The organism is Mesorhizobium sp. P2_F5 (genome assembly GCF_056403715.1).
In genome coordinates this window covers 48,378-62,053 of sequence record NZ_JBFUEY010000015.1, presented here as the reverse complement: position 1 = coordinate 62,053, position 13,676 = coordinate 48,378, and the positions used below count along the sequence as shown (strand labels likewise).

Here is a 13,676-nt window from a genome sequence, read left to right as displayed (position 1 = left end):
GGCAGCGCCAATATCCTGAGATTGTCAAAGCGTGAGTGGGTTCGATCATCGCCGAAGTCGGCGCTGCCCCTCATCCGCCTGCCGGCACCTTCTCCCCGTATAGTGACGGGGAGAAGGAAGCTATTCTATCCAAAAACCCGCTTGAAGATCGTGTCGACATGCTTGGTGTGATAGCCAAGGTCGAACTTTTCGCGGATCTCGGCCTCGGGCAGCGCTGCCGTCACTTCCTTGTCGGCCAACAATTCCTCAAGGAAATCAGCGCCTTGTTCCCACACCTTCATGGCGTTGCGCTGCACCAGGCGGTAGGCGTCCTCGCGGCTGACGCCGGCTTGCGTCAGCGCCAAAAGCACGCGCTGCGAATGCACCAGCCCGCGGAACTTGTTCATGTTCTTCAGCATGTTGTCGGGATAGACCAGCAATTTGTCGACGACGCCGGTCAGCCGCGACAGCGCGAAATCGAGCGTCACCGTGGCGTCCGGCCCGATCATGCGCTCGACCGAGGAGTGCGAGATATCGCGCTCGTGCCAGAGCGCCACATTCTCCATCGCCGGCAAGGCCATGGACCGCACCATGCGGGCGAGGCCGGTGAGGTTTTCCGTCAGCACCGGATTGCGCTTGTGCGGCATCGCCGACGAGCCCTTTTGCCCCGGCGAAAAATACTCCTCCGCCTCCAGCACCTCGGTGCGCTGCAGATGGCGGATTTCGGTCGCCAGACGCTCGACCGACGAGGCGATGACGCCGAGCGTGGCGAAGAACATGGCGTGGCGGTCGCGCGGGATGACCTGCGTCGATACCGGTTCCGGCTTCAGTCCAAGCTTTTTCGCCACATGCTCTTCGACATAGGGGTCGATGTTGGCGAAGGTGCCGATGGCGCCCGAGATGGCACAGGTGGCGATGTCTTCGCGCGCATGCACCAGGCGCTCGCGGCAGCGCGAGAACTCGGCATAGGCCTGCGCCAGCTTGACGCCGAACGTGGTCGGCTCGGCATGGATGCCGTGGCTGCGGCCGATGGTGACGGTATCTTTGTGCTCGAAAGCACGGCGCTTCAGCGCCGCGAGCAGGCCGTCGAGGTCGGCGAGCAATATGTCGCTGGCGCGGCTGAGCTGCACCGCAAGGCAGGTGTCGAGAACGTCCGACGAGGTCATGCCTTGGTGGATGAAACGCGCATCCGGCCCGACGAATTCGGCGAGATGGGTGAGGAAGGCAATGACGTCGTGCTTGGTGACGGCCTCGATCTCGTCGATCTTGCCGACATCGAATTTCGCCGCATTGCCCTTTTCCCAGATGGTTTTGGCGGCTTCCCTAGGGATGACGCCGAGCTCGGCCAGCGCATCGCAGGCATGGGCCTCGATTTCGAACCAGATGCGGAAGCGGGTTTCCGGCGACCAGATGGCGACCATTTCCGGCCGGGAATAGCGAGGGATCATCCGTCAGTCCTGATATGTCGGTGGTTAAGTCCGCCTCCTATCAGAGGCGGACCGAATGCTCAACGCTGCTGGCGCGCAAACCACACGCTGGCGCAGGCAAGAGCTATGAATCCGAGCGGGAAATAGAGCCGCACGCCCAGCACCACGAATTGATAGAGCGCCGTCAGCGAGGTGAACACCAGTTCGAACGCCCAACGGACGGTGAAGGCTTCCGCATGCCATTCGGCGTAGTAGGAGCGGTATTGCAGCGCAAACAGCCCGCCGGTGAAGGCGAGCGTCGCGGCAAGCAGGCAGACGAAGGCGGCGGCGAACGCCACTTCCGAGGGCCGGCCGAGCGAGACCAGCCGCGCCGCGAACAGGCCGACGGGAAAGGCAAGTGCTGCACCCATGGCAAAGAGCAGGACGACGAAGCGGATCTTTTCCGGCGTCTCCCAATTGTCGAGCCAAAGACAGAGCAGCGCGCTTGCGCCCATGGCCATCGCCCACAGCAAGGCGCCGACAAGCGCCGTGCCGGTCGATGGTACGGCGCGGCGGGCGCGATTGCCGGCGCGCTTGCGCCAGCTGGATCGATCGAGCGCGGTCACAGGCGGCCGGTCACGGCGATCCAGCGAAAATCCGGCCCTTCGAAGCCGTATTGGCGCACCGCGATCAGCACCGCATAGGCGCTGATACTGTCCATCGAAAACGTCTGCACCGCGCCGATCCGGTAGCCGTTCGGGCAGCCGCGGCTTTTCGGGATCGATTTGTCCTCGTGCAAAAGATGGGTCTGGCCGCCATCTTCCGCCTCGATACGCAGCAGCCTAAACCCGTTGATCTCGCCCTGGCTCTCACAGCCTGCCGTATTGTTCATGCCGATCTCGTCGAGCCGGAATTCCAGCGGCGGGTCGACCGGCGAAAAGATCGGCCGCGGGTTGACCACCATGCGGAACGGGTCGGCCGACAGTTCGGTCACCGGATTGAAGCCGGCGGTGATGCCGCGATTGGCGGCAAGCTCGGCCTGGGCAATGATCGCTTCGCCCTTCTGCCTGGCTTGCTGACGGGCCGTATCGAGCGAGGCGGTCTCGTCCTCCAGCCGGACCCGGATCGGCGTGCCTTTCAGGAACGTGTCGTCGGCGGTGTCGATGTAGTAGCGGTTGGCATAGGGAAAGCCCGATCCGTCCGCGACGCCGTATTCCTCGAAGCCGAAGACACCGCCATCTCTGGTAAAGCCGAGGATTTCGAGCTCGGCGACATCGCCCGCCCGGGCGGCGACGCCAGATGCCAGCTGCACCAGCAGGCAAATGCCAATCAGGACAAGATTTCGCATCGGCATTTCTGCTCCGGCTGCCAAGGTTCGATCGTTCCCTATCATGAGACAGTCAAAACATCGTGCTATCCAAAAGCCGATGCATCCAATTGCGCCTCTGTTTGTTATCGTCGATCGTTTTCAAAAGGAGAACACCCCATGTCCGAGGCCAGCAAGATTCGCGAACATATGGAAGTGGTCGGCGCCGACGGCGTTCACATCGGCACCGTCGACAAAGTCGAGGGCGACCGGATCAAGCTGACCAAGGCCGACAGTGGCATGGGTGGGCACAAAGGCCATCACCACTACATTCCCTTGAGCCTGCTTGCCGAGGTCGATGGCAAAAAAATCTGGCTGTCGGCGAATTCGGATGTCGCGGTCAGCTTCGAAGAAGAAAAGTCCGATCCGACCTGATCGAGTTCCGCGCTCAGCGAGACGACCACACCGGAAACAGATCGCCATCGGCCGGCGTCGCGGCATGGATGCCGCGGCTGATGGCGCGCGCCATGGTGGCGCCTGCGGCGGCGAAGAAGTCGACAGCGTTGTCGGCTGAAAGCTCGATGCCGCTCTTGCCCGTCGCCAGCGCGAACACCAGATCGCCGTCGGCCGGCGTATGCACCGGCCAGATGGCGCGCACGAAACCGTCATGCGCCGATATGGCCAGCCGCTTGGCAGCCGCCTTGGTCAGCACGGCGTCGGTGGCGATGACAGCGATGGTGGTGTTGCCGCCGGCCTCGCCCGTCCCACCCACACGCTTGTCGCGGTATTTCAAAAGGATCCGCCGGGCGTCGTCCGGCATCGGCGAGGGATAGCCGAGCCCGCCGAACTCATCGCCGATCTCGAAGGGTGCAGCCCAGAAATGGCGAGTTCGGGCGATGGTCACCGAGCCGGTCGGGTTGGCGGCGGCGAGCGCGCCGATGGTGACGCCGCTGTCGAGCACGGTCGAGGCCGAGCCGAGACCGCCCTTCAGCCCGGAACTCAACGCGCCAGCGCCGGCGCCGATGGTGCCGAGCTGAAAATCGGTACTGGCGGTTTGCGCTGCTTCATAGCCGAGGTCGCGATAGGGGGGATAACGACCCCAATCCTTGTCGCCGCCATTGCGCAGGTCGAACAGGATCGCCGCCGGCACGATCGGCACGCGAAAGCCGCCGACATCGACGCCGATGCCCTTTTCGCGCAACGCCGCCTGCACACCCGAGGCGGCGTCGAGGCCGAAGGCCGAGCCGCCTGAAAGCACCACGGCATGAACCGCTTCGATGGAATTGTGCGGTTCGAGCAAATCGGTTTCGCGCGTGCCCGGCGCGCCGCCGAGGATCTGCACGCCGCCGACCGCCGGTTCGTCGCACAGCACCGTGGTAACCCCGGATTTCAGCCTGGCATCGGAAGCGTTGCCGACACGCAGGCCCGCAACATCGGTGATCAAATTGCGCGGCCCGGTGCGGAACATCAGTTCGTCTCCGCCGGCACAAAACGCGTTCCGTCGAAACGGAAAGCGCGATAGAGGTTTTGGGTCAGATCGCCTTTATCGTCGAAGCGCAGCGGGCCGATCGCGGTGGTGAAATCATGCCCGGTGAGCGCATCGGCCAGCCCCTTGCCCGAAGTGTCGGCCCCCGCAGAGGCGGCTTTGGCGATTTCCACCGCTGCGTAGGCCGGCAGCGTATAGCCATCCGCCGCAACGTTTTTGGCTGCAAATGCCGCCAGCACCTTGGGATCGGCGACATCGGCCCATTCCGGTGGCGCGATCATCAGCGTGCCCACGGCGTAAGGCACGTCGCCGGCTGGCGCACGCATGTTCTCGCCCCCGGCAAAAACAATGCCGGCCTCGAGCTGGCCGGCGTCGCGGCCCATAATGGCGATGTCGTCGCCGTCGCCGCCGGCAAAGACATGCGTGGCGCCCGCCTTCTTCAGCCGGCCGATCAGCCCGATCTGGTTGTCGAGCTGCGGCCGGAACGTATCGGTGAACACCGGCTTCAGCGCCGCCTGTTCGGCCGCTGCCCGCAACGTCTCGGCGATTTCGCGGCCATAGATGGTGCCGTCGTCAACAATGGCGAAAAGTTCGCTCTGCCACAGCCGGGTGAGGATGGCGGCCACCGCATTGCGCTCGTCGTCACCGCGCGGCCCCAGCCGATAGACCGGCCAGCCGGTCTTGGCGCGGCGGTCGGTCAGGCTTTCGGTGCGCACGCCAACGGTGATGACCGGTATGTTGGCGTCCTTCAGGATCGGCAGCGCCGCCTGGATCGCATCGGTGCAGAGGAAGCCGACGACCACATTGACCTTCGCCGCGGCGAATTCCCTGGCGGCGGCAGCCCCGCCATCGGCGGTGCAGGCGTCGTCGACCGTCTTGATCTCAGCGCCATTGCCTTCCGCTGCAAGGCCAGCGCCCGTCTCGATCTGCTTGCCGAGGATCGCCGACGGGCCGGACAAGGGTGCTGCGACGCCGACGAGCAGCGTCTGAGCGCCGGCGCTTGCCGGCAACAGCCAGAGCAGTGCCGCTATTACAGCTGTTAGGGGTCGCATTCTGACGAAGAATTCCTCCGTGCTGGTCGCATGCTTCCAGCGTCTCCTGCGCCAAGACCTAAAGGCTGCCCGCCCCAGGCGCAACACGGGAATTTGCGGATTGTCGTCAAGCACTTCGCTTGTGGCCTATTGTGTGCCGCCATATATAACGCTTGGGTTTCCGCTTATGGAAAATCATCAGTGTTGAAGTTGAACGACATAGGGCCGCAGGCCTATCGCGACGCGATGGCGCATTTCGCCGGCCACGTCCATGTGGTGACCACCGACGGTCCCGCCGGCAAACGCGGCACGACGGTGATCGCCGCCTGCTCGGTGTCGGACACGCCGCCGACGGTTCTCGTCTGTCTCAACCGCGAGAATGCCAAGAACGAGCTGTTCGTGCAAAACGGCCGGTTTGCGCTGAACACGTTGGCTTCGCACCAGCAGCCGCTGTCGGTGGCGTTTTCCGGCCTGACCGGCCTGACGGCCGATGAGCGTTTCGCGCTCGGCGAGTGGGATGTCATATCGACGGGTTCGCCTACCCTGAAGGGCGCGCTCGCCGTTTTCGACTGCGAATTGATCGACACCAAGGATCTCGCCACCCATCGTGTGCTTTTTGGCAAGGTGACAGGCCTGCGCATGGGCGATAATTTGCGGCCGCTGATCTACCACGCCCGCGACTACCACGTGCTGGAAAGCGGAGCAGAGGCGTCAACGGAGAAAGAATGACCGAGCTGAAACCGCGCCCCGCGCCGCGGACGATCGACGAAACGCTCGATCTCCTGACCGGCGCGGACTATGTCGCGGACCGCCCGCTGGCAACGGTGCTGTTCCTGTCGCTGCGCATGCAGCGGCCGCTCTTCCTCGAAGGCGAGGCCGGCGTCGGCAAAACCGAGATCGCCAAGGTGTTGGCGCAGGCGCTCGGCCGCCGGCTGATCCGCCTGCAATGCTATGAAGGCCTCGACGTCTCGTCCGCCGTCTATGAGTGGAACTACGCCGCGCAGATGATCGAAATCCGCATGGAGGAAGCGGCCGGCAAGGTCGACCGCTCCGACATGGAGCGCAACGTCTTCTCCGAAAAATACCTGATCCGCCGCCCGGTGCTCGACGCGCTGACCGGCAAGGCGGGTGCGGCCCCGGTGTTCCTGATCGATGAACTCGACCGCACCGATGAGGCCTTCGAGGCGTTCCTGCTCGAAATCCTCTCCGACTTCCAGGTGACGGTGCCCGAGCTCGGCACCATCAAGGCGGAGGAGCCGCCGATCGTCATTATCACCACCAACCGAACGCGCGAGATTCACGACGCGCTGAAGCGGCGCTGCCTCTATCACTGGGTCGACTACCCCAATGCCGAACGCGAGCTGGAGATCGTGCGCCGCAAGGTGCCGCAGGCCAACAGCCGGCTTTCCGCCGAAGTGGTGTCGTTCATCCAGAAGCTGCGCCAGGTCGAACTGTTCAAGGCGCCGGGCGTTGCCGAGACCATCGACTGGGCCGGCGCGCTGACCGAACTCGACAAGGTGGCGCTCGATCCGGAGACGGTGTCCGACACGATCGGCGTGCTTTTGAAATACCAGGACGACATTGCCCGCATCGGCGCGGGCGAGGGCCGGCGCATCCTCGACGAGGTCAAGGCCGAACTGGCGGCGGCGGAGTAGGGCAGTGAAGGCGCCGGGTGCCTACCTCAAAGAGGCCGACCCCAGAGAGGCGACGGAAGAGGGGCGCATTGCCGACAACATCGTCTATTTCGCCCGCACCTTGCGCAAATCAGGAATGCGGGTCGGGCCGGCCTCGGTCAAGGATGCGATCGAGGCGGTGCTCGCCGCCGGCATCGGCTCGCGCGACGATTTCTACTGGACGCTGCACGCCGTGCTGGTGTCGCGTCATGAAGATCATCCCGTCTTCGACGAGGCCTTCCGGCTGTTCTGGAAATCGCGCGAACTGATCGAAAAACTGCTGGCGATGTTCTCGCCGGTGGCGCCCGACACCAGGGAGAAGCAAAAGCCGCGCGCGGCCGAAAACCGCGTCAGCCAGGCGATGTTCGAAGGCCACCAGAAGAACCAGCCGGTGAAGGAAATCCCGGAGATCGAAGTCGACGCTCGGCTAACCTTCTCCGGCAACGAGGTGCTGCGGGCTAAGGACTTTGCCCAGATGAATGCCGCCGAGATGGCCGATGCCAAGAAGGCGATTGCCCAGCTGCGGCTGCCCTTCGACATGGTCCGGACGCGTCGGTTCAAGGCCGATCCGCATGGCCGCCGCATCGATCCGCGCGCCATGATGCGGTCGGCCGCTCGTACTGGCGGCGAGCTGATTCTGCCGAAATTCCGGTCGTCCAGCGAAGTCCATCCGCCGCTGGTGGTGCTCGCCGATATCTCCGGTTCGATGAGCCAGTACACGCGCATCTTCCTGCATTTCCTGCATGCGCTGACCGAAAAGCGTCGGCGCGTGCATACCTTTGTCTTCGGCACGCGCCTGACCAACCTGACGCGGCAGATGCGCCACCGCGACCCCGATGCGGCCCTTGCAGACTGTTCGGCGGCGGTCAAGGACTGGTCCGGCGGCACCCGCATCGGCGACACGTTGGCTGAATTCAACCTGACATGGTCGCGCCGCGTGCTCGGGCAGGGGGCGGTGGTGCTGTTGATCACCGACGGGCTGGAGCGCGACGATGTCACCGGCCTGTCGGAAGAGATGGAGCGCCTGCACAAATCCTGCCGGCGGCTGATCTGGCTCAATCCCTTGCTGCGCTTCGACGGCTTCGAGGCCCGCGCCCGCGGCGTCAAGGCGATGCTGCCGCATGTCGATGAGTTCCGCTCGGTGCACAATCTCGACGCGCTGGCCGACCTCTGCGCCTCGCTGGACAAGAAGTCTGTCAGCTCCGTCGATCCCCGCCGGTGGTTGGACGCTGGCGCCAGGCGCGCGGCATGACCATATATTTTCAAATCCGGAAAAACAGACCCTAGGACAAGCGATCATGGACAACAGCATCTATCTCGATGAGGCCCGCGATCCGCTGATCATCGCGGAAGGCTGGATGAAGGACGGCAAGGATGTGGCCATTGCCACGGTGGTCGAGACCTGGGGTTCAGCGCCGAGGCCGGTCGGCAGCCATCTGGTCATCGATGCCGACGGCAATTTCCACGGCTCGGTCTCAGGCGGCTGCGTCGAAGGTGCGGTGGTGAGCGAGGCGATCGACGTCATCGATACTGGCAAAGCCAAGATGCTGGAATTCGGCGTTGCCGACGAAACCGCCTGGCAGGTCGGCCTGTCCTGCGGCGGCCGCATCAAGGTCTATGTGGAGCGGCTCGGTTAGGATGGATCCGTACGCCCTCAAAACGCTCAATGCCGAACGCCGCGCCCGCCGCGCGGCGATCCTGGTCACCGATCTCGGCGATGGCCGCGATCGCATCGTGCGCGAGGGCGATTCTGTCGCTGGGGAGCTCGGGAAAGCGATCGCCAATGCGTTTCGGTCAGGCAGTTCCGGCTCGGTCGAGGCGGAGGGCCGGACCTTCTTTCTCAACGCGCATCTGCCGCAGCCGCGCCTGATGGTGATCGGCGCCGTCCATATCAGCCAGGCGCTGGCGCCGATGGCCAAGATCGCCGGCTATCCCCTGGAAATCGTCGATCCACGCACCGCTTTCGCCACGCCGGACCGTTTTCCGGACGTCGCGCTGCATGCTGAGTGGCCTGAAGATGTGCTGGAGCGCCAGCCGCTCGACAGCTACACGGCGCTCGCCGCCGTCACCCATGATCCGAAGATCGACGATTTCGCGCTCAAGGCGGCGCTCGACGCCAATTGTTTCTATATCGGCGCGCTCGGCAGCCGCAAAACCCACGCCAAGCGCGTCGAGCGCCTGCTGGCGCTGGGCGCAAGCGCCGACCAGATCGCCCGCATCCACGCACCGATCGGCCTCGACATCGGCGCGGCGAGCCCGGCCGAGATCGCCGTCGCCATTCTGGCGCAGACCATCCATGCCTTCCGCTCGCGCGGGCTGGAAGCGAAAGGCGCCGCGGCGTGAAGTTCGGCCCGGTCCCGATCGATCAGGCCGAAGGCGCGGTGCTGGCGCATGCCACCACCGCCGGTGAGCGACGTTTCCGCAAGGCGCACAGGCTGAGCGCCGAAGACGTCTCGGTGCTGAAGGCGGCGGGCATTGCTGAAATCGTCGTGGCGGTGCTTGCCGCCGATGATCTCAGCGAGGATGCGGCGGCTGAAAAGATCGCCGCAAGCATGACCCACCGCGACATCGAAGCGAAACCGGCTGCAACTGGCCGCGTGAACCTCCATGCCAAGGCGGCCGGTGTCTTCACCGTCGATTCCGCGATGATCGACGCCATCAACGCCGTCGACCCCACCATCACCATCGCCACGCTGGCGCAGCACGCGCCGGTCGAGCAGGGCCAGATGGTGGCGACGGTCAAGATCATCCCCTTCGCCGTCGCCTCGGTTTTGGTCGATGCGGTGACGAAAATCTGCGCCGGCGGGGAGATATTCGCTGTCAATGCCTACCAGCCGGTGCGCATCGGCGTCATCCAGACTGTGCTGCCCGGTATCAAAGCGAGCGTGCTCGACAAGACGCTGCGCGTCACCGAGGCCCGGCTGGCACGCTCCGGCGCCCGGCTGACCACCGAACGCCGCACGCCCCACGAAATTGCGCCTGTCGCCGCGGCCGCGGCCGCGTTGGCGCGCGACAACGACATGGTGGTGATCTTCGGCGCCTCGGCAATGAGCGATTTCAGCGATGTCGTTCCGGCGGCGATCGAGAAGGCAGGCGGAACTGTCGTCCGCGCGGGCATGCCGGTCGATCCCGGCAATCTCTTGGTGCTCGGCACGCTCGACGGTAAGCGCGTCATCGGCGCGCCGGGCTGCGCCCGCAGCCCCAAAGAGAACGGCTTCGACTGGGTGCTCGACCGACTGATCGCCGGCCTAGATGTGACAGCCAAGGACATCGCCGGCATGGGTGTCGGCGGGCTCTTGATGGAGATCCCGACCCGGCCACAGCCGCGCGAGCCGTTGCCGGCGAGAGCCGGGTTGAAGGTCGACATCGTGCTTCTGGCCGCCGGCCGTTCCAGCCGCATGGGCGGACCGAACAAGCTTCTGGCGCTGTTTGACGGCAAGCCGCTGGTGCGCCGCACCGCCGAACGTGCGCTCGGCTCGAAGGCCTCGGCCACCGTCGTCGTCACCGGCCATCAGCGTGAGCGGGTGCATCACGCCTTATCCGGCCTTGACGTGACCTTCGCCGACAATCCGGATTTCGCCGACGGCCTGTCCTCATCGCTCAAGGCCGGCATTGCCCGGGTTGGGGCCGACGCAGCCGGCGCGATGATTGTTCTCGGCGACATGCCGGGCATCTCCGCCGCCGATCTCGACAGGCTGATCGAGGCCTTCCGTAGGGACGGCGGCCGCTCGGTGGTCCGCGCCGCGCATGACGGCCGCCGCGGCAATCCGGTGCTTTTGCCGCGCGCGCTGTTTGGAGGCATCGCCCACCTCGAAGGCGACACCGGCGCCCGCCATCTGGTCGAGGCCGAAGGGTTGGATGTCATCGACGTCGAGATCGGCGACGGCGCGTCGATCGACGTCGACACCCGCGAGGCGCTCGAAGGCGCCGGTGGTGTGCTGCAGGATTGACAAACCGAAGCTGAAAAACGCATGGCTGAAGGATGGTTCTCTCTTCACTTGCCTCTGCGCTTCTACCCCCCTCTGGCCTGCCGGCCATCTCCCCCTCAAGGGGGGAGATTGGCAGGTTTGACCTCAGCGCACATCCTGCCGCTTTGAAGATTGGCGAAAGCCTGCGCGACATCCAATCTCCCCCCTTGAGGGGGAGATGGCCGGCAGGCCAGAGGGGGGCGGTCGCGCTCCATACCCTTCTGATTTCACTGTTTTTTCTGTTTTCCGCAGCCCACGCTAACGCGCTCGAACTAAAATCCTACAAGGACGACCTCTTCGCTTATCCGGCGACGCTCTCGTCTACGGACAAGGGCGCTTACACCGTTATCGACTACCGCGAGATGCGCGACATCAACGCCCGCGACGAAGTGCCGGAGAAGCGCGTGCATGCGCAGTATACCGACACCGGCGTGCGCAAGGTGCAGCAGGACCTCTTGCTGAAAACCGATGCCGGCGATGTCAGGCATGTCGCCGTCGGCAAGACCGAGGGCGCCGGCATCATCGTGCTTTACCTGCACGGGCAGGGCGGCAGCCGCAAGCAGGGCGTCGACGACTTCACCTTCGGCGGCAATTTCAACCGCATCAAGAACCTGATGGCCGGCAATGGCGGCCTCTATCTCTCACCCGATTTCACCGATTTCGGCGACAAGGGCGCAGCCCAGGTCGCAGCACTGATCGGCCACTATGCAGAGGCCTCGCCGGACGCGAAAATCTTTGTCGCCTGTGGCTCGATGGGCGGTGCGCTGTGCTGGAAGCTGGCCGGCCGCAACGACACGGGGCGGCGCATAAACGGGCTGCTGCTGCTCGGCTCGCTATGGGATGACAGTTTCCTGTCGAGCCCGGCCTACAGGCGCCATGTGCCGGTGTTCTTCGGCCAGGGCAGCAAGGACCCGGTCTTTCCCGTGGAGAAGCAGGAAGCCTTTTTCCGCTCCATCATTGCGAACTCGAAAGCCTATCCCTATCCGACACGCTTCGTCCGGTTCGAGACCGGTACTCATGGCACGCCGATCCGCATGGTCGACTGGCGCGAAACGCTGAACTGGATGCTGTCGAAAGCGCCCTGAATCGACGGCAATCGCTCAAGGTGCGGTGTTGTAGTCGACCACCGTCTGCGGGTTTTCCTCGCCGTCATAAGAGGCGTCCACATCGTACTGGACCAGCGAGAAATTGCCGTTGCGAAACAGATACGTGCCGGCATCCGAGGCGTCGCCGATGCCGCGCCATTTGTTGAACGTGCTGATCGTCCTCGTCGCCTCGTCATAATCGGAGTTGGTCGCCCAGCCCGAGGTGTGGAAACCGATGACGGTCACGCCAAGCAATTTGGCGTCACTGTCATTGTTCTCGTAGCGGATATCCAGTTCCGGCTCGGTGAACTGCAACTGCAGGACGCCAGACACCTCGTCGGTCATGTAGTAGATGGAGGCTTCATTGTAGGCCGCCGCCGAGCAGGAGAAATGAAACAGCCGCGTTTCCTTCTCGGCATCGCCTGGCTGGGCGTCCTTGTCCTTGTATTTGATCGAAAAAACGGTCGGCTCGTCGGCCACCAATTGCTTGTCGCACTGGTCGCCATAGGTTGCCAGGAAAGCCTTCTTGGCCTGCTCCAGCGCCGTATCCTTCTTCGGTGGTGGCGGGCCGTCCCCGCAGCTTGCCGGCAGCGCCTCCTCGAAATCGGCCTTCGACGGCTTCAGCGCGCCCTTGTCGATGAAGATCGGGCGGAATGGCGGGGCCTGAATCTGGGCGCTGACCTGGCGCAGCGTGTAGCAGCCGGCAAACACCGCTTCATTGCCGTCCTTGTCGGTGGCACGGATGGCCACCGGAACGCTGTAGTAGATGCTACCGGCCGCACCTTCGTCGGAAATCGCACCGGTTTCGACATCGACCTTGTCGGTGCCGTCATAGCCCTTGACGAACGTATCGAAATCCTTTGCCGGCTTGGTATCGCCGTAATAGCCCCAGGCGCGGGCAAATTCATGCCGGTTGATGGCGTTGTAGAGCGAGCGGATGACAGCGGCGGCGTCCGACCTGTCGTCGACATAAGGCGCCTGGTCATCGGCTGCCGGTTCATCGTCGGCGAACGCAGCTTGGCCGGATACGGCAAGGGAGAAAAAGGCGGCCGCCACCAGAAAGACGCGTCTCATCGGAGAATCTCCACCACGGCAAGATTCTATCATAGAGATTGCGGCGACGTGGTGACGCTTGAAAAATCACCGCGGAAGGCGCTACGTCCCGCCGTCGGCGCTTCAGCCGCAATGGAGATTTGAACGTGACACTATCGATGTATGAAGCCTCGGTGCCGGTGTTTTCGGCCAGGCTGAAGGCGCTGTCCGGCGTGCTGACGGCGGCTGAACAGAATGCAACTGAACGCAAAATCGACCCGCAGGTGTTTTTGACCGCAAGGCTGGCGCCGGACATGTACGCGCTAACCAGGCAGGTGCAGGTCGCCACCGACCACGCCAAGGGCGCGCCGTCTCGGCTGGCCCGCCGCGAAGTGCCGAAATACGAAGACAATGAAGCCACCTTCGCCGAGCTTCAGGCGCGCCTCGCCAAAACGCTCGACCTGCTGGCTTCATTCTCGGCTGCCGAATTCGATGGTTCGGATGACAGGGTGGTCGAACTGAAGTTTGGCCAGCGCGAGGTCTCGATGCCCGGCATGCAGTATCTGCTGCAGGTCGCCATGCCCAACTTCTATTTCCACGTGACCACGGCCTACGACATCCTGCGCCACAATGGCGTGCCGCTCACCAAGGGTGCCTATCTCGGTAATCGTTGAGGAATTCGGCGTTTCGAGGTTTCCCGGTCGCTGCCG

General features: G+C 64.0%; 15 protein-coding genes. 9 read left to right on the top strand and 6 right to left on the bottom strand.

The features are described from left to right. Positions 1-125 precede the first annotated feature (125 nt). The 3 genes from purB to AC1DYO_RS20470 all read right to left on the bottom strand — a co-directional run bounded on the left by purB (position 126) and on the right by AC1DYO_RS20470 (position 2,733). Positions 126-1,427, bottom strand: a complete 1,302-nt coding sequence (gene purB / locus AC1DYO_RS20480; RefSeq protein WP_477266333.1) for an adenylosuccinate lyase — start codon at positions 1,425-1,427, stop codon at positions 126-128. 59 nt (positions 1,428-1,486) lie between these two features. Next, complete coding sequence (locus AC1DYO_RS20475) at positions 1,487-1,906, bottom strand: hypothetical protein (RefSeq protein WP_477266397.1); 420 nt, start codon at positions 1,904-1,906, stop codon at positions 1,487-1,489. Between the two features lie 101 nt (positions 1,907-2,007). Then, on the bottom strand, positions 2,008-2,733 hold the full coding sequence (locus AC1DYO_RS20470) for a DUF2259 domain-containing protein (protein ID WP_477266332.1): 726 nt from the start codon (positions 2,731-2,733) through the stop codon (positions 2,008-2,010). Between the two features lie 138 nt (positions 2,734-2,871). Here AC1DYO_RS20470 and AC1DYO_RS20465 point away from each other — a divergent pair, with 138 nt between their 5' ends. Further along, positions 2,872-3,126, top strand: coding sequence for a DUF2171 domain-containing protein (locus AC1DYO_RS20465; protein WP_477266331.1), 255 nt, complete (start codon positions 2,872-2,874; stop codon positions 3,124-3,126). A 13-nt stretch (positions 3,127-3,139) separates the two neighbouring features. On the opposite strand, the gene AC1DYO_RS20460 is transcribed toward AC1DYO_RS20465, so the two are convergent. Both AC1DYO_RS20460 and AC1DYO_RS20455 read right to left on the bottom strand, forming a co-directional pair. Continuing rightward, positions 3,140-4,159 carry a P1 family peptidase gene (locus AC1DYO_RS20460; RefSeq protein ID WP_477266330.1) on the bottom strand — a complete coding sequence of 340 codons (1,020 nt, stop codon included), beginning with the start codon at positions 4,157-4,159 and terminating at the stop codon, positions 3,140-3,142. Beyond that, entirely contained in the window at positions 4,159-5,229 is a 1,071-nt protein-coding gene (locus AC1DYO_RS20455; RefSeq protein WP_477266329.1) for a branched-chain amino acid ABC transporter substrate-binding protein, read from the bottom strand. The genes AC1DYO_RS20460 and AC1DYO_RS20455 overlap by 1 nt, the downstream gene beginning before the upstream one ends. Positions 5,230-5,409: 180 nt before the next feature. Between AC1DYO_RS20455 and AC1DYO_RS20450 the strand changes: the two genes are divergently transcribed. From AC1DYO_RS20450 to AC1DYO_RS20420, 7 genes are all read left to right on the top strand, one after another. Continuing rightward, positions 5,410-5,937: a flavin reductase gene (locus AC1DYO_RS20450; protein WP_477266328.1), complete on the top strand. Its 528-nt coding sequence runs from the start codon at positions 5,410-5,412 to the stop codon at positions 5,935-5,937. After that, entirely contained in the window at positions 5,934-6,863 is a 930-nt protein-coding gene (locus tag AC1DYO_RS20445) for an AAA family ATPase (protein ID WP_477266327.1), read from the top strand. Before AC1DYO_RS20450 ends, AC1DYO_RS20445 begins: the two co-directional genes overlap by 4 nt. Before the next feature lie 4 nt (positions 6,864-6,867). Then, complete coding sequence (locus AC1DYO_RS20440; RefSeq protein ID WP_477266326.1) at positions 6,868-8,133, top strand: vWA domain-containing protein; 1,266 nt, start codon at positions 6,868-6,870, stop codon at positions 8,131-8,133. 46 nt (positions 8,134-8,179) lie between these two features. Further along, positions 8,180-8,518 carry an XdhC family protein gene (locus tag AC1DYO_RS20435; RefSeq protein ID WP_477266325.1) on the top strand — a complete coding sequence of 113 codons (339 nt, stop codon included), beginning with the start codon at positions 8,180-8,182 and terminating at the stop codon, positions 8,516-8,518. 1 nt (position 8,519) lies between these two features. Then, entirely contained in the window at positions 8,520-9,224 is a 705-nt protein-coding gene (locus AC1DYO_RS20430; protein ID WP_477266324.1) for an XdhC family protein, read from the top strand. Further along, positions 9,221-10,831 carry an NTP transferase domain-containing protein gene (locus tag AC1DYO_RS20425; protein WP_477266323.1) on the top strand — a complete coding sequence of 537 codons (1,611 nt, stop codon included), beginning with the start codon at positions 9,221-9,223 and terminating at the stop codon, positions 10,829-10,831. Before AC1DYO_RS20430 ends, AC1DYO_RS20425 begins: the two co-directional genes overlap by 4 nt. Positions 10,832-11,016: 185 nt before the next feature. Continuing rightward, positions 11,017-11,934: an alpha/beta hydrolase family protein gene (locus AC1DYO_RS20420; protein WP_477266322.1), complete on the top strand. Its 918-nt coding sequence runs from the start codon at positions 11,017-11,019 to the stop codon at positions 11,932-11,934. Between the two features lie 15 nt (positions 11,935-11,949). Here AC1DYO_RS20420 and AC1DYO_RS20415 read toward each other — a convergent pair whose 3' ends face one another. Then, the gene (locus tag AC1DYO_RS20415; protein ID WP_477266321.1) at positions 11,950-13,008 is read right to left on the bottom strand and encodes a DUF1176 domain-containing protein; all 1,059 of its coding nucleotides are present in this window, start codon (positions 13,006-13,008) and stop codon (positions 11,950-11,952) included. A gap of 125 nt (positions 13,009-13,133) precedes the next feature. Between AC1DYO_RS20415 and AC1DYO_RS20410 the strand changes: the two genes are divergently transcribed. After that, complete coding sequence (locus AC1DYO_RS20410; RefSeq protein WP_477266320.1) at positions 13,134-13,640, top strand: DUF1993 domain-containing protein; 507 nt, start codon at positions 13,134-13,136, stop codon at positions 13,638-13,640. Positions 13,641-13,676: the final 36 nt, after the last annotated feature.